This window comes from Paenibacillus sp. FSL H8-0034 (genome assembly GCF_038000305.1).
Lineage (GTDB): Bacteria > Bacillota > Bacilli > Paenibacillales > NBRC-103111 > Paenibacillus_S.
Genome location: NZ_JBBOBS010000001.1, coordinates 3,238,761 through 3,261,152, shown reverse-complemented (window position 1 = coordinate 3,261,152; position 22,392 = coordinate 3,238,761). Strand labels below are relative to the sequence as shown.

Sequence of the window (22,392 nt, the reverse complement as noted above, 5' to 3'; positions counted from 1 at the left end):
TTACGGTTCGCTTGCCAATCATTACGACCCTATTAATTTACTCACAAAATCATCAATCTGCTGCAAAGCTTGCGGTCGAGTCGCTGAATCTGCAAATAAAGGCAGCACTTCTTCAACCTGACGCACCAGCGCACTGCCGACAACAATACCATCACAGCTTTGCGCAAATTTGGCAAATTGTTCGTGAGTGGAAATACCGAAGCCTACCGCAATCGGTAGTGTCGTAGCAGCTCGTACTGTCTCGATAAACTGATCAATTCCACTATGGAATTGGGTTCTCGTTCCTGTCACACCAAGTGAAGATACACAATATACAAAACCCGATGCACGGGTGACAATCCGCTCAATGCGTTCCTTGGAAGTTGGTGCTACCAACGGGATAAGATGAATCCCATGGGCTTTGGCCAATGTCTGTACCTCCTGATCCTCCTCCATAGGCAGATCCGGAATAATGAGGCCGCTAATATCGCTTTCCTGCAGCAGCGGGAATATCTTGTCCAAGCCCAGCTGCAGCACTGGATTATAGTAAGTAAACAGAATGAAAGGCAATTCGCAGCCTTCGCTTCTAGCCACGCGTGCAGCTTCAATACAATCTCTGATCGATATTTGATGGCTGCCTAATGCACGTTGTGACGAACGCTGAATGACCGGACCATCTGCGAGCGGATCCGAATAGGGAACTCCCAACTCCACAATGCTTGCTCCGGATTGCTCCAATTGTTTAATGATATCGATTGAGGTTCTCACGTCTGGATCCCCAATCGTTAGAAATGGGATAAAAGCAGGCTTCTGCTGCTCCTTTAGCTCGGCAAATTTACGATCAATGCGATTCATTAGCGTCACCTCCCAAATACTTCATAATCGCTTCTACATCCTTATCTCCGCGACCTGACAAACTGACGATAATGATCTCGTCCTTGCCCATCGTAGGCGCAACCTTCATCGTTTGGGCAATCGCATGCGCGCTTTCCAGTGCAGGAATAATCCCCTCCGTGCGGCTGAGCAGCTGCAGCGCATCCAGTGCTTCCTGATCTGTAATCGGATAGTACTCAGCACGATTGGAATCCTTTAAGTAAGCGTGCTCCGGACCAATTCCCGGATAATCCAGACCTGCCGAGATTGAATGTGCTTCTTGAATCTGCCCGAATTGGTCCTGCAGCAAGTAACTCATCGAGCCTTGGAACACACCATGACTGCCCTTCGTCATTGTTGCCGCATGCAGCTTCGTGTCAATCCCTTTACCCGCTGCTTCAGCACCAATCAAGCGGACAGTTGTATCTCCAATGAATGGGTAAAAGATACCAATTGCATTGCTGCCTCCACCAACTGCTGCAATGATCGTATCCGGTAGTCTGCCTTCCTGCTCCAGAATCTGTCTGCGGGACTCATCTCCGATAATGCGTTGAAAATCGCGAACCATCATTGGATATGGATGCGGACCTGTCGCCGAACCAAGAATGTAGAACGTATCGTCAACATGACTGACCCAATAACGCAATGTTTCGTTGCATGCATCCTTCAGTGTACGAGTACCTGATACGACCGGAACAACTTCCGTACCCAGCAGATTCATTCGGAATACATTCAGCTGCTGACGTTTCATATCTTCTTCGCCCATGAACACTTTACATTCATAACCAAGTAAAGCTGCCACAGTCGCTGTAGCCACGCCATGCTGTCCTGCACCGGTTTCGGCGATCAGTTTCTTTTTGCCCATCCATTTAGCAAGCAACCCTTGTCCCAAAGCATTGTTAATTTTATGAGCACCTGTATGGTTCAAATCCTCACGCTTCAAATAAATCTTGGCCCCACCCAAATGAGCCGACAATCGCTCCGCATAAAATAAAGAGGTCGGTCTACCCGAATATTGGTGTAAAAAATGGTTCAGCTCTTGTTGAAATTTGTCTTCCTTCACAAAGCTTTTATAGGCTGTCTCCAATTCAATCAGAGCGTTCATCAATGTTTCTGGAACATAACGTCCTCCAAACTTTCCGAACCTTCCTTGCTCATCCGGCACTTGTATCACGATGCTTCACCCTTTCCACAAAACGTGTAATTTTATCCAAATCCTTAACTCCATCTGTCTCCACACCACTTGATACGTCCACACCATCCGGGGCATACGTATCGAGAAGCTCACCTACATTGTCCGGCAGAAGCCCCCCCGCTACAAAGAGACGCAGGTTAACCGCACTGCACCATGCCTGATAAGCAGTAATTGCCTCCCATGCGAAGGTTTTACCCGAGCCGCCGCCATATTCAGGATCGAATGTATCCAAAAGAATTGCGTCCACTACATACTTATAGGGGGTTAACAAGGCATCTACATGATTCAACTCTTCAGCTGTAGGCACACCAGATTGACCGTTCGCCTCAGCCGCTAACGCATTATCACTGTGCGATGGATAACCTTGAACTACAGATACAACCTTCCAAACCTGTACACCCGGGAACGTATCTTTGACCCACTGGCACTGCTCAGGGCTTTCCTGACCGTGAAATTGAATGACATCCAGAGGGGCCTCCTGCATGATCGAAGTCAGCTCCGACTGAGAAGGATTCACAAAAACTCCCACTGACAAAGGATGACTTCTGCCTGCCGAACGCTGCTCCGCAAGCACCTCAATCATCTCAGCAGCTTGCTTCGACGTAACTTGCCGTTTGCTCTTGGCAAATAAAAAACCAATATAATCTATAGGCAAATGGAGAAGGGAGCGCACCATCTCCGGCTGCTGCAGCCCGCATATTTTAACACTGCTCATCGCTTGCCTCACTGCCCTTTCATTGCAAATACACCCATTAAATCGTGTACACCCTGCTCAACGCTTGGCTGACGCATGAAATGCTCCCCAATAAGTAGAGCTTCAGCACCAACCGATTGAAGATAAGCGACTTCGGAGGACAGCGAGATGCCGCTTTCGCTTACAACCGTCACACCAGCAGGAATGTGGGCTATAAGCTGCTCTGTCGTTTTCAAATCTGTGACAAAGGTTTGCAGGTTGCGATTGTTAATGCCAATTAACGATACATCCAACTCCAGCACACGGTCAAGCTCCGCCTGATCATGAACCTCTACTAGCACATCCAAGCCGATTGCTTTGGCCGTCCGGGAAAATTCCCGCATCTGCTCGGTCGTCAGAATAGCAGCAATCAATAAAATCGCATCCGCACCTATCACGCGTGCTTCATAAATTTGGTGTATATCAATGGTAAAATCTTTACGTAAAATCGGTACTTGTACAGCTGCACGCACCGCCTGCAGGTATTCATTCGAGCCTTGAAAATATTCAACATCCGTCAATACAGAGATACAATCCGTTCCTGCATTGACATAGGCTTGTGCAAGCTGTACAGGCTCAAAATCAGCACGGATCAAGCCTTTGGAAGGTGAAGCCTTTTTCACTTCAGCTATGAGTCCCATTGAGCGCTTGCGGTTTGTAGTTAATGCACGTTCAAACCCAAGGCACGAAGGAAGCAAAGCAATTTGCTTTTCCATGCCTGCGATGGTTTGGTTTTCTTTCAATAGAGCAATCTCTTTATGTTTGGTCGCAACAATTTTATCTAGAAACATGACTTAGCTCTCCTGTACATTGGACTAGTTGCTGCAGCTTGGAAGCCGCCTGTCCGGAATCGATCACATGGGCTGCATATTTGACGCCCTCTTGCAGTGTAGCGCATTTTCCTGTTACATAGAAGCAAGCCGCAGCATTGGCTAGGACGATATCACGACAAGCACCAGGCGAGCCCTGGAAAATATCGCGAACGATCTCCGCATTCGTCACCGCATCGCCGCCAATCACTTCCTTTAGACTATAGCTTCTCAGCCCTAGTAAATCGGGAGTAATTTCATAAGTGGTAATATCGCCATTTCTGAGCTCAGTCAGTTGAGTAGTATCAGAGATACTAATTTCATCCAGCCCGTCGTAGCTGGCAACGACTAAGGCTCTCTTAACATTCAGCGCCTGCATTACATGAGCCATCGTTTCAGTCTTGCCACGATCGAATATGCCAAGCACCTGACGATCTGCACCTGCCGGATTGGTCAGAGGCCCGAGCAAATTAAATACTGTCCTGACGCCAAGCTCCTTACGTGGAGCCGCTGCATGCTTCATCGATTGGTGATACAGCTGAGCGAACATGAAACATATGCCCACCTGTTCCAGACATTGTGCTGCCTGCAGAGGATCCAGTGTAATATTGACACCGAGAGCTTCCAATACGTCGGCGCTGCCGCTTTTGCTCGACATGGCACGATTCCCATGCTTGGCTACCCTGACGCCACCAGCCGCTGCAACGATCGCTGCAGTCGTCGATATGTTAAAGGTATCCGCACCATCTCCACCTGTCCCGCAGGTATCCAGCAATTGACTTTGCTCCGTCAATACATGGTTTGCTTTGGAGCGCATGGCCTCGGCAAATCCGGTGATCTCCTCAATGGTCTCGCCCTTCATCCGAAGAACTGTAAGGAGCCCACCTATCTGTGCCTGTGTTGCCCTGCCATCCATAATATCTGTCATCACCGCCGATGCCTCTGATCTTGTCAAATGCCCGGAGTCAAGCACCTTCTGTATCGCCTGTTGAACCGTAATTGTAGAATCCATAGCCGTAACTTCCTTTCTTATAGATATGAATTATTGGTAATAATCATGGTTAATGACGGAAGGTGCCAGCGGCTTTTGGGCAAACACGATTTCCGCAGTACGGATCGATTTGAGCATACCCGTTGCTTTATTAATGGTCTCCTGATATTCGCTTTCTGGAACCGAATCCCATACGATGCCTGCTCCAGCTTGTACGTAGGCCTTGCCATTTTTGAAAATAATCGTACGAATTGTAATACACGTATCCAGATTTCCTGAAAAACCAAGATATCCAATAGCACCGGCATAAGCGCCACGTGATTCATTCTCAACCTCGGCTATAATTTCCATCGCCCGCAGCTTCGGCGCACCAGACACAGTACCTGCCGGTAAACACGACAGGAATGCATCAAAAAAGTCCTTATCCTTGGCAATTTTACCTGATACGTTGGAAACGATGTGCATCACGTGCGAGTACTTCTCTATTTGCATGAATGTATCACAATGAACGGAGCCAAACTCAGCCACACGGCCAATATCATTACGTCCCAGGTCTACGAGCATCAAGTGCTCGGCACGTTCTTTTTCATCCGCAAGCAGCTCTGCTTCATAAGCATTGTCCTGCTCCGATGTTTTCCCTCTTGGTCTGGTTCCAGCTATCGGACGCGTTTCGACCTTCTCGTCTTCTACACGAACAAGCAGCTCAGGCGATGTTCCAACGATCACTTCGTCGTCCATCTTGAGGCAATACATGTAGGGTGAAGGATTCAACGTCCGCAGGATCCGGTATACATGCAGCGGGGATACATCGGTCTCGATTTCAAAACGCTGCGAAAGCACCACCTGAAAAATATCTCCCGCACGAATGTATTCCTTTGCCTGCTCTACATTGGCTATATATTGCTCCTTGGTCAAATTCGATTTGACTTCACCCAGCTCCACATCTGTTGGGATAGACTGCTGCGATAAAGTAAGACCTGGTAAAGGACGTCTGAGACGCTCTATCGTTTCTTCGATCTTGGCAATCGTTGCCTCATAGGCCGCTGCAATATCAGCATCCGTTCCTTGCTGTGGAATGTGCACATTAGCAATAATTTTAAGCTGCTGTTTGAAATGATCGAACACAATGACCTGGTCACAGAACATAAATTGAATATCATTCATCTGCAGGTCATCCACCTTGTGAGCAGGCAGCTTTTCATAATACTGCATCAGATCGTATCCGAAGAAACCAACTGCTCCTCCTGTAAACCTTGGCAAATCAGGTAATGCCGGACTTTTGTAATAACGAAGATATGCTTTCAGCACATCAATTGGCTTTTCAATGGTATGCTTTTTCTCCGATTGTGTTTCAACCTCGGTCACGCCATTTTTAGCAGTTATCATCATGAAGGGATCTGTTCCAATAAAAGAATAGCGGGCCCATTTAATGCCGCCCTCCACACTTTCCAACAAAAAGGCGCGTTTTTCATGATAAAAATGTTGAAATACACGTATCGGCGTTTCCGTGTCCGCCATTAATGTACGAACGATCGGGACCAAATTATATTGCTTGGATAGGCTGATAACTTCCTTTAGTTCTGGTGTGTACATGTACGATCACTCCTCTGCTCATCTCATATAAGAAAAGCTTCTGATCGAAGCCTATTCGGTGGAGCTACATCCGTGTTTTAAATGCAGCTTTTCTTGCAATATCAGAATATTCAGCTCCGCTGAAAACTTAAAAATTCTGATATTATAAAAAAACAAAAAACCTCTACGTCAAGTAGAGGTGGGTATCGCAGATGATATTAACCATACCGAAACAGCACTGCTAATCTTACAGCAGAAGCAGCTATACACGCACACAAACAAGCACCTGTACGGTATTCGGTGTTACACTCGGCTCATCTCAACTCTGCTCAACTACTCACTCTACTCTACTCGTCTGGTATTGCTACTTGCTACCCATACTATACTATTTGTATTATGATTTTGTCAATTTGGATAAATCGGGACGAAGGCGCATAGCTTCCTTCAAATAAATATGAACGATCTCGTCCTGTCTCTTCTCGGTGTTCACCATAACCATCAAGCGGATGCATAATGGAAGACTGCCGATAACCGGAACCTCCAATGAACACATCAGCGGTACGAGCTCCCAGCCTTCCATTGCACGAATGGCACGCGCAGGGAAAGTCGCTGTTAAATCGGTCGTTACCGTTACAAATACACTGGCTATTTCATCCGGTACGATACCATTCTCGGCAATAATATGATTCAACATTTCTGTTGTCGCCGCTAAAATTTCATTTTCTTCATTATTTTCTACTGTTGTCGCACCGCGAATTCCCCGAACAAACATGAGCTATACCTCCCGTTTCAGCTGTTCCACGACATCTCTCACCAAAGCCGCGGACACATTCTTGTTAATCTCCACCTTACCAATTTCGGTTGGTACGATGAAGACGATATTGCCCTCATCAAATTTCTTGTCATGCATCATAGCACTCATAATCGCATCGGTATCCAGATGCTCGGGTATACTTGTTGGTAAACCAAATGCTTGCAAAATGCGTTTTGTTGTCGTGTAGATTTCCTCTGAATAGCCCAGACGAACAGCTACCTTGGCTGAACCTACCATCCCAATTGAAATCGCTTCTCCATGCAGCAGTTCATTGTACCCGGCTGTCGCTTCAAGTGCATGGCCGATCGTATGCCCAAGATTCAGGATCGCACGCAACCCATGCTCTTTTTCATCCTTGGAGACGACGATTGTTTTCACTTTACAGCCTTCGTATAAGCCATATTCCAAAGCCTCAGCGTCAAGCTGTACCAGCTTTTGTGCGTTTTCTTCCAACCATGCCGTAAATCCGGCGTCCCATATCAATCCATGCTTGATCATTTCGGACAGTCCGGCACGGACATCACGATCTGGCAAGGTCTGCAAGGTCGAAGTGTCGTAGAGCACGAGTTCCGGCTGATGAAACGCTCCGATCGTATTTTTGGCCAGTGGGTGATTAACTGCAACCTTACCGCCCACACTACTGTCATGTGCTAGGATCGTAGTCGGAATTTGCACGAATTTTACTCCGCGCATATAACTCGCAGCCACAAAACCAGCCAAATCTCCAACCACACCGCCGCCTAAAGCGACAACGGCTGATTTACGGTCCAACCCGGCCTGTAGGGCCACGCCAATAATATCCTCCAGAACGCTTAGTGACTTGGATTTCTCACCAAAAGCGACCGTATAGGAGATGGGTTTAAAACCCGCTGTCTCCAATCGGCTGATCACCTGTGGCAAATGATGCTTGGCCACATGATCATCGGTAACGACAAGCATTGGCGAGCCTTTGCTGATCCCGTGTTTGCTGAATAAATCTGCGATTTGTTCAATGATGCCTTGTCCGATGTAAATAGGGTAGGAACGCTCACCCAAATCAACCTTTAGCTCTCTCATTCGTTTCAACGCTCCCATCTGCATGACTATTTACGTGTACCTGATAGCTGCAACAGTCAGAATTAGTAGTTCTTGATCTGCTCCAGGTAGCTGTTATAGTTGCTGCGAATTTCTTCCAAGGAATCGCCACCGAATTTGTCAAGAAATGCATTAGCTACTTCCCAGGCGACAATATTCTCCATAATAACACCCGCCGCTGGTACCGCACACGTATCGGAACGCTCTACTTGAGCTGTAAACGGCTCCTTGGTGTCGATGTCAACACTTTGCAAAGCTTTGTACAAGGTTGAGATAGGCTTCATTACGCCGCGCACCACGATTGGCTCGCCTGTCGTCATCCCACCTTCAAAGCCTCCTGCACGATTCGATGCGCGATAAAAGCCGCGATCTTCACTATGCATAATTTCATCATGAACCTTGGAGCCTCTGAGCTTGGCAGCCTCGAAACCGATACCAATCTCACAGCCTTTGAACGCTTGTATGGATAGTACAGCTTGAGCTATGCGGCCATCCAGCTTGCGATCCCACTGGACATGACTGCCTAATCCAACGGGTACACCTTCAATAATGCACTCCACAATACCGCCAAGTGTGTCCCCATCTTCTTTGGCAGCATCAATCGCTGCGATCATAAGAGCTTCTGCTTCTTTATCAACGACACGTACCGGAGATTCCTCAGTAATACGGATCAGCTCATCAATCGGCAAATCCTGACGCTTCACTTCAACATCGCCAATACGGATAACTTGTACGGCTACCTTTATTCCGAATGCTTCTAATAGTTGACGAGCTACAGCACCTGTTGCGACACGCATCGTTGTTTCACGCGCACTCGAACGCTCCAAAATATTACGTAGATCCTTTTGATTATATTTCAAACCGCCGTTAAGATCTGCATGACCCGGACGTGGACGGTTAACTCTTCGTTTGGACTCGTCATTGCCTTCAATCGGTTCAATGTTCATCACTGAAGTCCAGTGTTTCCAGTCATTATTCTCAACCACAAGCGCTATTGGCGCCCCCGTTGTTTTACCATGTCTTACACCGCCAACAATACTTGCGGTATCCTTCTCAATTTGCATCCGGCGTCCGCGACCATGGCCCTTTTGACGGCGGCCCAGTTGAAAGTTCACCTTTTCGAAGTCAATCGTGACATTACTTGGAAAGCCTTCGATAATTGCAGTCAACTGTGGTCCGTGCGTTTCGCCTGCTGTTAAATATCTCACTTGTTTATCCCCTTCCGACATTCTCTTCCGTAGGTATGTACCCGATTCCTTTGCTAATTATAGTATAGGCTTCACAGTTTGACAAGAAACGTGTATACAAAAAAAGAAGCGCAGCAGCGGCATGAAAGCCGAGGTTACGCTTCTTTCCTACTCTTATGAATGGTGCAAGATCAAAATCATATATGGATCGATTGTTTGATGTATGGTTCCGCATGTACGATCTGGTCGGGCGCATCCACAAAACCTAAAATCTGCATAGAGTCAATTCCGAGAATCTGTGCACATTCCTGCATGGTAATAAAGCCCTTGCGGTAAGCCATGATAACCTTCCTTTTGTCCATTTGACCCTCCTAAGAGTTAACTAATTACTCCTTAGTATGGGCAAGACTGGAAAAGTTTATACATGTATGATTACTCTTTCTTGCGATAAAAAAAAGTTTCAGCCGGCTCCAGCTTGTATTGACCCGGTGAAAAAATTTGCTCCGTGCTGCCTACAAACAAAACGCCGCCCGGCTTAAGAGAATCCGCAAATTTTTGATACAACAGATGCTTTGCTTCTTCAGTGAAATAGATCATCACGTTACGGCAAATAATCAGATCAAATTGGTTATCGAATTTATCCGTCAATAAATTTTGCTTCTGAAAACGGATACCCTTTTTCAACTCATCGCTCACCAAATAAGTCAAATTTTCTTTTTTATAATATTTATCGAGGTAAGCCTGAGGAACATCCCGGATTGAACGGTCTGAATACACACCATTCTTGGCTTTGGCCAAGGCACCGTCATCAATATCCGTAGCGAGCAGATGGGTATCATTCAAGGCATTCAGCTTGGCCAAAATCATTGCCAACGTATAAGGCTCTTCCCCTGTGGAACAGGCTGCGCTCCAGCATTTGAGCTTACGGTTTTTGCGAAGCATATCCGGTATAAAAACACGTTCCAGCACTTCCCATCGATTCGGGTTGCGCCAGAACTCTGATACGTTGATCGTCATGCGATCCAAAAACTCGTAGAACAGATCCTTATCCTTGGTCATCGCTTCAAAAAAGGCAACAAACGTAGTATAACCTTTTTTGGTTCTTAATGTGGTCAACCGCCGCTTCATCTGAGCTTCCTTATACTGAGCCAAATCGATCGACGTGTAATCCTTGACCTTTTTTACAAATAGCAAAAAATCCTGATCCTCCATTGCCAACATCCCACCCTAAATCCACGTTTGTATAGACTTGGTGTATCTCACTAATTCTTGTTCAGTAAAAAAGTTATTGATCTCCCGCTCAGCACTCTCAGGAGAATCCGAACCATGTATTAAATTAAAATTGGTATGTATCGCATAATCCCCACGGATGGTCCCGGGCGCAGCATCTACAGCGCTTGTTTTACCAATCATAGTTCTGGATAATGCGATAATTTGATCGCCTTCCCAGACCATTGCAAACACCGGACCTGAGGTAATGAAAGAAACGAGCCTTTCAAAAAAATCTTTACCTGTATGCTCCACATAGTGAAGTTCTGCTTGCTCCTTCGACATTTGAATCAGCTTGGCCCCAATCAACTGGAAGCCTTTCTGTTCAAACCGTTTTACAATCTCACCAATCACACCACGCTGCACGCCATCCGGCTTTACCATCAAAAAGCTGCGTTCCATATTCCCATCCTCCTTTTAAATCCCAATATAACATAGTTATTGTATTATGATAACCATTCCATGGCAAAAGCTAACATTTTAATACGAACGATTTCCTATAAAATGAGCTACACCGACAAAATCCTTCTTGGCCTGGATGTCCGGCAAGCCCTCAAGAGCTGCTATCGCTTTATCAATATAACTTGAAGCCAGCTGCTCTGACCGACGAATACCCTCACTGCTGCGGATCAGCTTGATAAACGCACTAATATCCGTTTGACCGTCAGCTTCCTTGATCTGCTGCATTTGTTCTAATAATACATCCCTGAGCTCAGGCTGCTGCAAAGCAAAAATGATCGGTACCGTAATATTCCCCTGACGAATATCGCTGCCAGGCGGTTTACCAATCTCCCTCTCAGAGCCGCACAAATCGAGTAAATCATCACGAATCTGAAAAGCCATTCCAACATTGTAACCAAATCGATACAACCGCATGGACAAATCGTCCTCAGCACCGGCTGTAATCGCACCTAACTGGCAGCTTATCGCAATCAGCAGGGCTGTTTTACGCTTTATTCGCAGCAAATAGTCCCGTAACGTTTGCTCGGTGTTGAAAAAGAAGCGAATTTGCTCCATTTCACCGATACTCATCTCAACGATCGCCTTCGACATAATCTGATGAATGGTTGCATTCGGCAGCTTGGTAACAACCGTTAAAGCCTTGGCAAATATGTAATCTCCGGTATGCATAGCAATCCGATTGTCCCATTTGGATCTGACGGTCTTTTGACCTCTGCGTGTCGAAGCATCGTCAATCACATCATCATGAACCAATGAGGCCATATGAATCAATTCCAAAGGAACCGCGATATGCTTGATCTGTTCCAGATCGTAATGGCCAAACTTGGCCCCGAGCAGAACGAAAACAGGCCGGATTCTTTTGCCGCCCGCCTTTAATAAATGAAGCGAAGCCTCACGAAGCAGTGCATGCTCACTGTCGATACTGCGCTCCAGCTCTTTTTCGATATAAGTAATATCCTTTTTCATTTTGGCGTACAATTCGATCAGTTTCATTCCGTCACCTGCGTCACAGATTTATCTCCCTGTGAACCCCATCTTTTGAACAGTTCATGCTCCACCTGCATCGCATCCAACACTTTACCTACAACAAAATCAATCATGTCAGCTATCGTCTGAGGTCCTTGATAAAATGCCGGCATGGCCGGAATCATTCGGACGCCCATTCGGGACAGCTTAAGCATATTTTCAAGATGTATCGCATGCAATGGAGTTTCGCGAGGAACGATGATTAGCGGCCTGCCTTCCTTCAGCATCACATCAGCCGTCCGCTCCAGCAAATTATCCGAGGTACCGTTTGCAATACTTGACAAAGTTCCCATTGAACAAGGAACAACTACCATCCCAGCCGTCCGAAATGAGCCGCTTGCCGTGCTGGCCCCGATATCTTGAATCGGATGATAATGAAAGCTTCCTGGTTGAGAACCAAAATGTTGTTGAAGCGTTGCCTTTCTGTTGCTAGAGTCCCACCCCAGCTCTTCCTTTAATACCCGCCAGCCGGCATCTGTAACCAGCACATGCAGCTCCATTCCTATAGAGAGCAAATAGGTGCACAAACGTGCACCATAAGCTGCTCCACTAGCTCCGGTTATACCAATTACCCAAGGTCGACTCATTTATGGAGCACCACCAAGTCTGCCAGGGAAAAAATGAATACGACTGAGCTTAATGTACTGTTTAAGGTAAAGAAGGCCATGTTCACGCGGCTTAAATTCGTAGGTGTAACAATCTTATGTTGGTAAAACAATAACAGGTTCGCGATAAGAATACCGATCAAATAGAGCCAGCTCAAATCTGTTAAATAAAATAAGACAATGAATCCGATAGCTGTAACCAGATGGAACCAACGGGCAATTTTTAACGCCTTTGCAACACCAAATCGTTGTGGTATCGAATGCAGTCCTTCGTTCTTGTCAAACTCTGTATCCTGACATGCATAGATGACATCAAACCCTGCTGTCCAGAAGGAAACCGACACATAAAAAATGATAGCCGGCAGTGAGATATCGTTCGTCACCGCGACCCAGCCTCCAAGTGGAGCTAGTCCAAGCGTTAAACCAAGGATTAAGTGACAAGCCCAGGTGAAGCGTTTTGTATACGAATATAACACAAGAAAAAAGACCGCAATAGGCAGCAGCTTCATGGAAAGCGGGCTTAAATTAGAGGCTGCCCAAAATAACAGTGTGAATGAAATCACAATAAAAATGATAGCTTCTTTCGAGGAAATCAATCCGGCAGGAATCGCTCTGGCAGCCGTCCTCGGGTTCTTGGCATCAAATACCTTGTCGATAACCCGGTTTAAACCCATGGCCGCGCTGCGAGCGCCTATCATTGCCAGAATGACCCACCCAATTGCGGCCCAACCCGGCAAATGGTTCGTCATGACAATAGAGCCCAATATGGCTCCCATAAATGCGAATGGCAGTGCAAAAAGCGTGTGCTCAATTTTGATCATTTCCAAAAAAATCTTCGTCTTTTTCAACAGCATCTAAATCCACCACTCCCGTTTCTCATTCCGCCGCCTGCCTCTTGATGCCGATATGAAGTGCTGCGATGCCTCCGGTTAGCGGATACGCCTGGACTTGAGTCAACCCTGTTGTTTTGAAAATTTCGGCAAGCTGCTTATGATCAGGGAAGTTTATCAAGGATTCCGGCAGCCACTTATACTGCTCATAGCTTTTGGCAATTAATTTACCCAGTAAAGGTAGTATAGTTTGGAAATAAAAATAGTATATCCCTTTGAAGGGCTGCCAGGTAGGCTTGGATAATTCTAAGGAAACGACCCATCCACCAGGCTTAACCACACGCTGCATTTCCTCGATCACCTTCACAAGATCAGGCACATTGCGCAGAGCGAATCCGATTGTCGCGTAGTCAAAGGTATTATCCTCGTATGGCAGCTTCATGGCGTTGCCTTGTACCAGCTTAATCTGCTTGTCCAATCCGCCTTCGCGAATTTTGACCGCGCCATAATCGAGCATATTCTGACTAAAATCAAGACCGACCATATCCCCGGTACCACTTGCTTTAGCCATGCTGATCGTCCAATCACAGGTCCCACAGCACAGATCAATAGCCGTACTGCCCGGCTGCATATTCATCTTCTTCATTGTAAAATTCCGCCATGCCTTGTGTCTGCGGAAGCTGAGAATGTCATTCATGAGATCATATTTGGGAGCTATACTTTCAAAGACAGAATGAACAAATTCTTCTTTAGATTTGGACTGCACTTCGGTTCACCTCAAATTTCTTCCAATACTTTTGGAGTCGACAGGTAGCGATCAAACGGCTCTCCTATCAACATGAGCTCTTCACTCAACTCTTTGCTTTCGAGTGCTCGCAGCTTGTCCTGCAGCTGACGTGTCGTTGTTTCTAGCAGTTGATATAACTGTGATGATATTTTGTACTTCATCCATATGGCACGTATTTTACCTGGGTCAGGTTCCTCTAGCTGCATGTTCCTGCGCTCTTCTTTGGAAATCTGCTGCAGCATATACCCAAAGCTCCAGCTGTCCGGCTGCTGCTGTTTCTCCGGCTTGCCTATTTCCTGAAGCAGCAGCTCACATAATGTGAATAACCGCAATATTTCTGGCCAAACCTTATAGAGCGATCCTTCCATGAACTGAGAAAAGGCTTTATAAATCCGCGATCTGATTTCTACTGATTGAGCTACATACTCTTCCGAGGTTAGGCTCACGCTTTTTAACGTTTGATAAAAAACGATTTTTAAGCGGTTTGCTTCACAAATAGCATCAGAAAGTGTTCCTATCATAGCAATGTGTCCAGCCTCTGCGAGCAGAAAGTAGAACCGGGCACTGAAATAATCACCTGCCAGCACCTTGATTTGTCTTGATCTGGCTGACTTCATATCCTTGGCCTGATTCGTAATGCTGACTGTATCATGAGTGTCGAGTCCCAACTGAACCAGACTCGTTACCAGACTGAACAGTTCGCTGTAATCATGTAATTGACTATTTCTATTGAGAAATGCATATAGAATCCTTGTTCGAAATTCGGGGAAATCCGGGAGTTCCGTGTATTTCTGTATCATGTCATAATCTATATATTTTTGGGCCATCTCTGGTATCCGATAACAATTCATCATTAGCCTCCGAACCGGTACAAGAACATCTCTTGATCATAATCCAAACTATTATAGCACAATCAAAGTGTTGACGCACAATATCAATTTGAACTTTTTGCTTCAAATTTCTCTCGCCAGTTAGGCGTAAAGGTCATACGATAATGGGACTGCAAATATTGCTCCATTTCCTCTGCAGTCTTCGTCTCCAGCCTGTAATCCGTTCTAACCATTTTCTCACGTCGCGCATCTGCCGCTATAAGTAATGAAGTACTGCCACCAGCCTGCTTGGAACCATCCAAAACTCGAACCAGAACTTGATTAATGTTGGAAGAATGGCTGAACAATAATGGCGGGATTCCGCTTACATCCTTAAGAACCTCTAGCCTGTCTGATGACGGAGAAGCCAACAGGTCAACCGATACGATAGCATGACTGACCTCAACCTTGCGTATGCGCAAGTGAAGCTGTAATTTGCTCATAACATCCACAACGTTTAATTCCGTTAAAGGCTCTGCTCTTACCAAGCTGAAAACTGGTGAATCCCAATCGTTTTCCAACTGTGGCAATAATGAAATTGACAGCACGACACAGACGGTCAAGATCGAAGTGGCAAGCAGTCGAATCAACCATTTCATTGTACAACCCCCTAGTCTTCATTCGGGCGCGCAGAGCGACTATTCTGCTCTTATCATTGTACAACAAAAAAAAGCAGGCTATGCCTGCAGGATCCAAGAAAAATTATTCCTCTGTATCCATAACACCGTGCTTCGTCATCACTACGGCTTTGCCTCTGATCTTCACAGCCGAGGTATGAGCAGTAAACTGGGCGATCATGATCTCGCCTTTATCCAGCTTTTCGGTATGGTGAAACTTCGTATCCTGTCCACGTGTCAAGCCGATAACCTGTACGCCGTTCTCCTTGGCTTTAACAACAAAATATTCTTCCTGACTTTGCTTGTCATCCATTTGTAATCTTCCTTCCTGTCCATGCTTACTTACTAGTATGATGCAGAAAATCAACGATAATGTCAACTCTTTAATGACATTCAGACAAGAAAAATGGCCACCATCAGGCAACCATCGTCGTATCGGGATATTTCTTTTTCTGTTTTTTGTTGTAATAGCCTTTTAACCATTCTGGCAGCCTGTCTGAGCATATGCGAATTAGTAAATCTGCCAGCTTGACAGTTCCATATGCAAAGGCCATACCCGCAAATACGTCCAGAACCCAGTGAATTTGCAAATACATGGTCGATATAATAATCAATGAACAATAAGTGACCATCATATATTTGAAAATCCGATCCTTCTCACGAAGGGCCAGCAGCAGCATAGCAAAGGAGATGGATGTATGCATACTCGGAAAACAATTCATCACATTGGTCAGCAATTCATTCTCGCTTGTAAATACACGTCCAAGCAAATCCCGCTGGCCTTTCACAAACCAAACCTCACGCAGCATAATCAGGTTGTAGAAGGGTAAGATCAATGGGAATTGCAAAACGTGACCCGACAAGGCGTAGGACAGCATCTTTTTGATGCTTCGGGTCCAGAAGCTGCGAACGATACAAAGCCACAGCGATAATACAAAGCCGTAGTTGTACACCCAGACCATTGCCTGATCCAGTGCAGGAGAATTATAAATGCGCATCCAGGCTGCATTGTTGAGTGGAATACTGTTCATCGCATCATCCCAGGTCCATGGATGTCGATTGTTTTCAAACATCCAGTTCGCGATGTTCCACCATAAGCTGTTACCTGAACCGTAAAAATAATAGAATAAATATAGCAGGGGTAATCCAAACACAAAAAAACGTTTCCAATCAACATCAATCTGGTCCGTTCGAACACCCAGCAAGCATATCAGGAGCAGCATCCAGCATGCAGTACTCCAGCCTCCACCCTCACCGATTCGCCATATCAGATAGATTGATGCAATAATCCCATAATGGGTCCAATCCAGGGAAGCGAGCCATCCCCTTGCTCGGTTGTACATAGTCTAGTATTTCCCCTTTGCAACAGTGATATGACACATGAATAGCCGTCGGCTAAGTATATCAAAAATTAGCCTATTTTGCTTCATAAAATTTTAACATATCAGGAGGTAGTTCTCAATCCATGCACAGAAAAAGAGGTTGTCCCAAAGTCATAAACGACAAAGGGATAGCCTCTTCACTTTTTTGTACACAAAAAGAAACCGTTCTTTGGTAAAATGGAGGTACCACCCAACCACTTACAAAAGGAGACGGTTTCTTTGTACATTCAATATACCATGGATCAACTTTGTCTGCCAATGGATTTGGAGGAAGACATTCCTCCACATCACCTCGTTCGCGTCGTGAATGCTGCGGTGAATCGTCTCGATGACGCCATCTTTAACGCGGCTTTCCCTGGAGGCGGTCGCGACAGCTATCATCCTAAAATGCTGACCAAAGTCATCATCTACGCCTACACCCAGCGCATTTATTCCTCCCGCCAGATCGCCAAAGCCGTACGTGAGAACATCATGTTCATGTGGGTCGCGGGCAGACTACGGCCGGACTTCCGTACGATCAATCGTTTTCGTTCCGAGCGAATGAAAGAAGTATTGGAAACGGTGTTTACCGCGGTTCTTCAATTTCTAGCAGACGAGAAATACGTTGAGCTGGAACACTACTTTATTGATGGAACCAAGATCGAAGCCAACGCCAATCGGTACACGTTTGTTTGGGGCAAAGCGGTCGTGAAGCATAAGGCAAAGCTCCAGGAGAAGGTGCACAGCTTGTTTGCGACCATCGAAGAAGCGGAAAAGCAAGAAGAGCGGACGCATGGCGGCAGAGACCTTTGCGAGTTAGGTGAATCCTCTGAAATCACAAGTGAAAAGCTAGAGCTCGCCGTCAAGCAGTTGGAAGAAAGACTGCAAGAGAAGCCAAAGGACAAGCCACTCAAGAAAGCCGTGCGTCAACTTCGAAAAGACTTGCTTCCTCGCCTTCAAAAATACGAATCTCAGGAAGAGATCTTAGGGAATCGGAACAGTTATAGCAAGACGGATACAGACGCCACGTTCATGCGGATGAAAGAAGATCACATGCGAAACGGTCAGCTCAAGCCAGGGTACAATGTACAGATCGGCACCGAAAATCAATTCATTCTCAGCTATAGTGTGCACCAAAGACCGACAGATACGCGCTGCCTTATTCCTCATTTAGAACAAGTAAAGTCGCAATTGGGTAAGCTGCCAAGTACCGTCATCGCCGACGCGGGATACGGTGGCGAGGAAAACTACGATTATTTAGAGCAAAATGAGATCGAAGCCATTGTGAAATATGGCACGTATCACCGTGAGAAAAGCAAAGCATGGCAAAAAGACATCAGCAAAATCGACAACTGGACCTATAACAGCGAACAAAATACATGGACATGCATGGCGGGGCAGACGCTCGCTTTTCACAGAGTAAGCACGGAGAAAACCGAGAGTGGGTACGAAATCGAGCATCATCATTACCGAAGCGCAAGCTGTGAAGGATGTCCGCTGAAAGCACAATGCACGAAAGCCGCAGGCAATCGCGAAATCAAAGTGAGCATGAACTATTTGCGATTAAAGAATCAGGCTCGTGAGAAACTCCGCAGCGAGGAAGGTTATGCGCTGGCGGTTCGACGTATGATCGAACCAGAGCCTGTGTTTGGTGATATCAAGAACAACCGAGGATTTAGAAGATTTCTGCTTCGAGGCTTACCTAAAGTAAGCCTTGAGGCCGGGTGGCTTTCCCTCGCCCATAATCTGCTTAAGAAGGCAGCTGTAGATGCAAAAAACGGAGGAGCTAAGCGAGAACAGGCCGCTTAGCTCCTCCGTTTTTTTAAAATTAATCTTAATAGTTACTCAAGGTTGTTCCAAAAGTTACTTTTGGGACAGCCTCCTATCATGATGAGAATAACACGATTCAAACGTGCAATCTGTATATAATATGAAGCGGAAAATGGTCGAATGTTTAGAAGGCCTACTCACTTAACCACAGACGATGGCTGAGGCAGAGCTGTCACGATAGGGTTCAGAGTGAATCGGAACATTCATATCCAGGAGGGCGGCCTGGGCTTTTAGTTGTATTCATTGCATCTTCTATAGCTGTCTTCCACATATGGGGTCATCCTTTTATAGCGCCGGCAGTTATACCCTCCACAAAATGGTCTTGAGCAAAAAAGTAGATCAGAATCGTAGGAACAATTGCAGATACGGCTGCAGCCATCAATGGACCGTATTCAGTCGCATGCTCAGATTGAAAATGCTGCATCCCGAGCTGCAAAGTAAACAAATGATCCGAATTAATATAAATCAGTGGTCCCAGAAAATCGTTCCAGGCATGCATAAACGTAAAAATCGTCAAGCTGGCAATAGCTGGCCTCATCAATGGCATAATTATACGTAAATAAATACCAAATTCGCTTAAACCGTCAATTCTGGCCGCTTCTGAAAGCTCCTCTGGAACCGATATAAAAAATTGGCGGAACAAAAAAACACCAAACGGACTGAAAGCTCCAAGCAGAATCAACGCCCAATGCGAATCCATCAGCCCAAGCTGCTTCATCAGCATAAATTGCGGAATCATCATTACCTGAAAAGGGATCATCATTGTAGCTATATACAAAAAGAATAACTTATCCCGCTCGGGAAAACGCACCTTGGAGAAGGCATAAGCCGCCAGCGAGCAAGTAATGACTTGCAGGATCGTCGTTGAAACTGCAATTTTAATCGTATTTAAATAATAAGTGAAAAACGGAAGCTTCAACCACACCTTCTCATAGTTACTCCAATAAAAAATGCCTGGAATCCATTGAATAGGGTAAGAAAAAACTTCCGCCTCCGACTTAACAGAAGCAGAAAGCATCCATATAAACGGAGCAATCATAGATAATGATACCGTTATGATGATGGCATACAGCAGTATTTGACGCATTATAGCCGACAACCGATAAGGCTTCGAAGCGGAATAGGATGCCCTTGGCTCCACAATAGTGCTCATGAGAGTTCCTCCTTGTTGACTTGCTTAATAATTCACCCATTTTTTTTGCCCTTTGAATTGAATCCAGGTAATCACCAAAATAATTGCAAAAAGCACATATGCCATTGCCGATGCGTAACCGTATTCATATCGTTGGAAGGCTGTGTAATAAATATCGTATACAAGCACATGCGTCGAACGCCCTGGTCCACCCTTGGTCAGCACGTAGACCATATCGAAAACTTTAAATGAATTGATAATGCCGATAATGACTGTAAAAAAGATAACGGGTGATAGCATTGGTATAGTAATATTCCTGAATTGCGAGGTTTTCCCGGCTCCGTCAAGCGAAGCTGCTTCATACAGATCTTTGGGTATGCCTTGTAATCCAGCCAAATACAGAACCATGTAATAACCTACAGAATGCCATATGCTTACGATGATCACAGAGGGAAGCGCCCATGTGGTTGACGCCAGCCACATAGGCGGCTGCTCGACACCTAAGCTTCGCAGCAGTCCGTTAATAGGTCCCATCGAAGGATTGTATAGCAATTGCCATACAACAGCGACGGCAATCGTTGCGGTAATATGGGGCATGAAAATCGCTGTGCGGAACAGCTTGACGCCCTTGACTCCTTTATTCAGAGCCACTGCGGCCAATATGGCCAGAAACAAGGTTGCCGGTACAGACACAATAGTCATAATCAAGCTGTTCATAAGCGAAATCCGGAAGGTTTCATCTCCCCAAAGTCGGGTATAATTGGACAGGCCGGCGAACTCGATTTGTCCGAATCCGTTCCAATCTGTAAAGCTCATCAAAAACGAGGCTACTACCGGGAAGCAGATGAACACCAGAAAGCCAATCATGTTGGGCAGCAAAAAGGTGTATCCCACTTTGCGATCTCGGGTGAAGAAGGTTCTGTTCGTTCTCATCACGGTTCAACTCCTATTCTTAGCAATCGAACTTCACTTGGCTCAAGTGAAGTTCGATTGGAATTCATTATTTTTTCGCTGCTGCTTTGAAATCTTTACCGTATTTGTCCGCCCATTCCTTCTGAATGCGCTCGCCTATTTTTTGAATAGCCTGGTCTGCAGTTTGAGCTTTGGTCAGTGCCATTTCTCCTTCCTGCTTGTAAATATTGTTGAGTACAATATTTTTAATACCAGGCAGCAGTGGATATTCCGGATACTCCTTTTGCTCGACAAAGTAATGAATATTTGTGGGCTTCATACTTCCGTCCCCTATATAGGCTTTGCGAATATCATCATTCGTGTAGCCTGTAAGAAAGCCTTTGGCTGCGAATATCTTAGCGCCTTTGGCGGTGGTCATAAACTGGAGAAGCTTAAATGCTTCTTCTTTGTGCTTGGAAGCCTTGTTCAGCATCAAGGAAACGGGAGTCGCCAGACTGGTGTTCGGAGCTACTCCAGCAGGATGCGGCACAGGAACGACATCCCAATCAAAATTAATTTTCTTCTCTTGCTCAGCTGTTCGCAGTTGGGCAATATGCCAATCTCCGATCAGGTTCATCGCTACATTCCCTTTTTGAAAGGCGGAATTGTAATGAGCCGAGGTCGTAATTTGCTCTGCCCAGGACATAATTGAACCATCATTCTCCATGTCCATGCGGAACTGGAGTGCGTTCTTAAACGGGGTTAAATCCTTGTCGATAATAGAAGCTCCCGTTTGTACAGCCTGGATATACCAGGTTTGAGCCCATGGATGGAGAAATGCACCGTACATTTTGTTGGCGCCTTCGCCTTGGGTCATTTTTTTGGCTAACTCACGGAAGTCTTCCCAGGTCATATCTGCTTTCGGATAAGGAACATTCATTTTATCGAACAGTGTTTTATTGTAATACAGCATCCAATTCGATTTCCGGTAAGGCAAACCATACATTTTATCGTTCACCTTCAGGTTGTCATACAGCGGTCCGAAACCAGAGACATCCACATTGCTTTTTTTAATGTAATCATCAAGTGGCTCCAGAATTCCCGTATCCAGGAATACGTCCATATTTCCGCCAATCAAATCGATGTCATCCCCCGAGGATAGTTGAAGACGCAGCTTGTCATAATACTGTTGTTGGGGAATTGTATCCAATTGGACCGTGATATTCGGGTTCTCTTTCTTATACTCTTCAAATACCAGCTTGAAGGTATCGAGGTCGTCCGGAAGTACAGTCATTTTTAAAGAAACAGGCTTAGTATTCTCTCCAGCAGGCTTTGCAGCACCTTCATTAGAGGTCTCCTTGACTGGAGTACAACCAGCTGCAAGTCCTGCAACCAGTGTGCCTGTTAGAGCCAGATTCATTATTTTTTTCATTTTACAACCACCTTTTGTTTTGTTATGCTTTGAATGCGCTTTAATAGCTTCATT

24 protein-coding genes are annotated in these 22,392 nt (G+C 45.7%); 1 reads left to right on the top strand and 23 read right to left on the bottom strand.

What is annotated here, in order from left to right; translation table 11 throughout:
- Window positions 1–21: 21 nt before the first annotated feature.
- The 20 genes from trpA to NST47_RS14500 form a co-directional block, all read right to left on the bottom strand.
- Window positions 22–834: a tryptophan synthase subunit alpha gene (gene trpA / locus NST47_RS14595; RefSeq protein WP_341155790.1), complete on the bottom strand. Its 813-nt coding sequence runs from the start codon at window positions 832–834 to the stop codon at window positions 22–24.
- The gene (gene trpB, locus NST47_RS14590; RefSeq protein ID WP_341155789.1) at window positions 821–2,026 is read right to left on the bottom strand and encodes a tryptophan synthase subunit beta; all 1,206 of its coding nucleotides are present in this window, start codon (window positions 2,024–2,026) and stop codon (window positions 821–823) included. Before trpB ends, trpA begins: the two co-directional genes overlap by 14 nt.
- On the bottom strand, window positions 2,007–2,762 hold the full coding sequence (locus NST47_RS14585) for a phosphoribosylanthranilate isomerase (RefSeq protein ID WP_341155788.1): 756 nt from the start codon (window positions 2,760–2,762) through the stop codon (window positions 2,007–2,009). The genes trpB and NST47_RS14585 overlap by 20 nt, the downstream gene beginning before the upstream one ends.
- Before the next feature lie 8 nt (window positions 2,763–2,770).
- Window positions 2,771–3,571, bottom strand: a complete 801-nt coding sequence (gene trpC, locus NST47_RS14580; protein ID WP_341155787.1) for an indole-3-glycerol phosphate synthase TrpC — start codon at window positions 3,569–3,571, stop codon at window positions 2,771–2,773.
- Window positions 3,558–4,601 carry an anthranilate phosphoribosyltransferase gene (gene trpD / locus NST47_RS14575; RefSeq protein ID WP_341155786.1) on the bottom strand — a complete coding sequence of 348 codons (1,044 nt, stop codon included), beginning with the start codon at window positions 4,599–4,601 and terminating at the stop codon, window positions 3,558–3,560. Before trpD ends, trpC begins: the two co-directional genes overlap by 14 nt.
- A gap of 30 nt (window positions 4,602–4,631) precedes the next feature.
- On the bottom strand, window positions 4,632–6,173 hold the full coding sequence (gene trpE / locus NST47_RS14570) for an anthranilate synthase component I (protein WP_341155785.1): 1,542 nt from the start codon (window positions 6,171–6,173) through the stop codon (window positions 4,632–4,634).
- A 373-nt stretch (window positions 6,174–6,546) separates the two neighbouring features.
- Window positions 6,547–6,924: a chorismate mutase gene (gene aroH / locus NST47_RS14565; protein ID WP_076227581.1), complete on the bottom strand. Its 378-nt coding sequence runs from the start codon at window positions 6,922–6,924 to the stop codon at window positions 6,547–6,549.
- A gap of 3 nt (window positions 6,925–6,927) precedes the next feature.
- On the bottom strand, window positions 6,928–8,022 hold the full coding sequence (gene aroB / locus NST47_RS14560) for a 3-dehydroquinate synthase (protein ID WP_341155784.1): 1,095 nt from the start codon (window positions 8,020–8,022) through the stop codon (window positions 6,928–6,930).
- A gap of 62 nt (window positions 8,023–8,084) precedes the next feature.
- Window positions 8,085–9,248, bottom strand: coding sequence for a chorismate synthase (gene aroC / locus NST47_RS14555; RefSeq protein WP_076227585.1), 1,164 nt, complete (start codon window positions 9,246–9,248; stop codon window positions 8,085–8,087).
- Between the two features lie 176 nt (window positions 9,249–9,424).
- The gene (locus NST47_RS14550; RefSeq protein ID WP_341155783.1) at window positions 9,425–9,589 is read right to left on the bottom strand and encodes a hypothetical protein; all 165 of its coding nucleotides are present in this window, start codon (window positions 9,587–9,589) and stop codon (window positions 9,425–9,427) included.
- Between the two features lie 70 nt (window positions 9,590–9,659).
- On the bottom strand, window positions 9,660–10,439 hold the full coding sequence (locus NST47_RS14545) for a CheR family methyltransferase (RefSeq protein ID WP_341155782.1): 780 nt from the start codon (window positions 10,437–10,439) through the stop codon (window positions 9,660–9,662).
- A 15-nt stretch (window positions 10,440–10,454) separates the two neighbouring features.
- A complete protein-coding gene (gene ndk / locus NST47_RS14540) occupies window positions 10,455–10,898 on the bottom strand; it encodes a nucleoside-diphosphate kinase (RefSeq protein ID WP_076227589.1) in 444 nt (147 codons plus the stop codon).
- 78 nt (window positions 10,899–10,976) lie between these two features.
- Window positions 10,977–11,951 carry a polyprenyl synthetase family protein gene (locus NST47_RS14535; RefSeq protein WP_341155781.1) on the bottom strand — a complete coding sequence of 325 codons (975 nt, stop codon included), beginning with the start codon at window positions 11,949–11,951 and terminating at the stop codon, window positions 10,977–10,979.
- Window positions 11,948–12,571 carry a UbiX family flavin prenyltransferase gene (locus NST47_RS14530; RefSeq protein WP_341155780.1) on the bottom strand — a complete coding sequence of 208 codons (624 nt, stop codon included), beginning with the start codon at window positions 12,569–12,571 and terminating at the stop codon, window positions 11,948–11,950. The genes NST47_RS14535 and NST47_RS14530 overlap by 4 nt, the downstream gene beginning before the upstream one ends.
- The gene (locus NST47_RS14525; RefSeq protein WP_341159672.1) at window positions 12,568–13,440 is read right to left on the bottom strand and encodes a UbiA-like polyprenyltransferase; all 873 of its coding nucleotides are present in this window, start codon (window positions 13,438–13,440) and stop codon (window positions 12,568–12,570) included. Before NST47_RS14525 ends, NST47_RS14530 begins: the two co-directional genes overlap by 4 nt.
- Window positions 13,441–13,465: 25 nt before the next feature.
- The gene (locus NST47_RS14520) at window positions 13,466–14,185 is read right to left on the bottom strand and encodes a demethylmenaquinone methyltransferase (protein WP_076227596.1); all 720 of its coding nucleotides are present in this window, start codon (window positions 14,183–14,185) and stop codon (window positions 13,466–13,468) included.
- 11 nt (window positions 14,186–14,196) lie between these two features.
- On the bottom strand, window positions 14,197–15,057 hold the full coding sequence (locus NST47_RS14515) for a heptaprenyl diphosphate synthase component 1 (RefSeq protein WP_341155779.1): 861 nt from the start codon (window positions 15,055–15,057) through the stop codon (window positions 14,197–14,199).
- 83 nt (window positions 15,058–15,140) lie between these two features.
- A complete protein-coding gene (locus NST47_RS14510) occupies window positions 15,141–15,674 on the bottom strand; it encodes a hypothetical protein (RefSeq protein ID WP_341155778.1) in 534 nt (177 codons plus the stop codon).
- 103 nt (window positions 15,675–15,777) lie between these two features.
- Window positions 15,778–16,005, bottom strand: a complete 228-nt coding sequence (gene mtrB, locus NST47_RS14505; protein WP_076227605.1) for a trp RNA-binding attenuation protein MtrB — start codon at window positions 16,003–16,005, stop codon at window positions 15,778–15,780.
- 103 nt (window positions 16,006–16,108) lie between these two features.
- On the bottom strand, window positions 16,109–17,035 hold the full coding sequence (locus NST47_RS14500) for a phosphatase PAP2 family protein (RefSeq protein ID WP_076227608.1): 927 nt from the start codon (window positions 17,033–17,035) through the stop codon (window positions 16,109–16,111).
- A 258-nt stretch (window positions 17,036–17,293) separates the two neighbouring features.
- Here NST47_RS14500 and NST47_RS14495 point away from each other — a divergent pair, with 258 nt between their 5' ends.
- Entirely contained in the window at window positions 17,294–18,862 is a 1,569-nt protein-coding gene (locus NST47_RS14495) for an IS1182 family transposase (RefSeq protein ID WP_341155777.1), read from the top strand.
- Between the two features lie 298 nt (window positions 18,863–19,160).
- Here the strand turns inward: NST47_RS14495 and NST47_RS14490 are convergent, their stop codons facing one another.
- From NST47_RS14490 to NST47_RS14480, 3 genes are all read right to left on the bottom strand, one after another.
- Window positions 19,161–20,036 carry a carbohydrate ABC transporter permease gene (locus NST47_RS14490; protein ID WP_341155776.1) on the bottom strand — a complete coding sequence of 292 codons (876 nt, stop codon included), beginning with the start codon at window positions 20,034–20,036 and terminating at the stop codon, window positions 19,161–19,163.
- 24 nt (window positions 20,037–20,060) lie between these two features.
- Window positions 20,061–20,948, bottom strand: coding sequence for a carbohydrate ABC transporter permease (locus NST47_RS14485; protein ID WP_341155775.1), 888 nt, complete (start codon window positions 20,946–20,948; stop codon window positions 20,061–20,063).
- Between the two features lie 67 nt (window positions 20,949–21,015).
- Complete coding sequence (locus tag NST47_RS14480; RefSeq protein WP_341155774.1) at window positions 21,016–22,338, bottom strand: ABC transporter substrate-binding protein; 1,323 nt, start codon at window positions 22,336–22,338, stop codon at window positions 21,016–21,018.
- Window positions 22,339–22,392 lie beyond the last annotated feature (54 nt).

Bases quoted from the DNA above. Each gene is read 5' to 3' on its own strand.
- trpA (WP_341155790.1), bottom strand. From the start codon at position 834: ATGAATCGCATTGATCGTAAATTTGCCGAGCTAAAGGAGCAGCAGAAG.
- NST47_RS14585 (WP_341155788.1), bottom strand. From the start codon at position 2,762: ATGAGCAGTGTTAAAATATGCGGGCTGCAGCAGCCGGAGATGGTGCGC.
- trpC (WP_341155787.1), bottom strand. From the start codon at position 3,571: ATGTTTCTAGATAAAATTGTTGCGACCAAACATAAAGAGATTGCTCTA.
- trpD (WP_341155786.1), bottom strand. From the start codon at position 4,601: ATGGATTCTACAATTACGGTTCAACAGGCGATACAGAAGGTGCTTGAC.
- trpE (WP_341155785.1), bottom strand. From the start codon at position 6,173: ATGTACACACCAGAACTAAAGGAAGTTATCAGCCTATCCAAGCAATAT.
- aroH (WP_076227581.1), bottom strand. From the start codon at position 6,924: ATGTTTGTTCGGGGAATTCGCGGTGCGACAACAGTAGAAAATAATGAA.
- aroB (WP_341155784.1), bottom strand. From the start codon at position 8,022: ATGAGAGAGCTAAAGGTTGATTTGGGTGAGCGTTCCTACCCTATTTAC.
- NST47_RS14550 (WP_341155783.1), bottom strand. From the start codon at position 9,589: ATGGACAAAAGGAAGGTTATCATGGCTTACCGCAAGGGCTTTATTACC.
- NST47_RS14545 (WP_341155782.1), bottom strand. From the start codon at position 10,439: ATGGAGGATCAGGATTTTTTGCTATTTGTAAAAAAGGTCAAGGATTAC.
- ndk (WP_076227589.1), bottom strand. From the start codon at position 10,898: ATGGAACGCAGCTTTTTGATGGTAAAGCCGGATGGCGTGCAGCGTGGT.
- NST47_RS14535 (WP_341155781.1), bottom strand. From the start codon at position 11,951: ATGAAACTGATCGAATTGTACGCCAAAATGAAAAAGGATATTACTTAT.
- NST47_RS14530 (WP_341155780.1), bottom strand. From the start codon at position 12,571: ATGAGTCGACCTTGGGTAATTGGTATAACCGGAGCTAGTGGAGCAGCT.
- NST47_RS14515 (WP_341155779.1), bottom strand. From the start codon at position 15,057: ATGAATTGTTATCGGATACCAGAGATGGCCCAAAAATATATAGATTAT.
- NST47_RS14510 (WP_341155778.1), bottom strand. From the start codon at position 15,674: ATGAAATGGTTGATTCGACTGCTTGCCACTTCGATCTTGACCGTCTGT.
- mtrB (WP_076227605.1), bottom strand. From the start codon at position 16,005: ATGGATGACAAGCAAAGTCAGGAAGAATATTTTGTTGTTAAAGCCAAG.
- NST47_RS14500 (WP_076227608.1), bottom strand. From the start codon at position 17,035: ATGTACAACCGAGCAAGGGGATGGCTCGCTTCCCTGGATTGGACCCAT.
- NST47_RS14490 (WP_341155776.1), bottom strand. From the start codon at position 20,036: ATGAGCACTATTGTGGAGCCAAGGGCATCCTATTCCGCTTCGAAGCCT.
- NST47_RS14485 (WP_341155775.1), bottom strand. From the start codon at position 20,948: ATGAGAACGAACAGAACCTTCTTCACCCGAGATCGCAAAGTGGGATAC.
- NST47_RS14480 (WP_341155774.1), bottom strand. From the start codon at position 22,338: ATGAAAAAAATAATGAATCTGGCTCTAACAGGCACACTGGTTGCAGGA.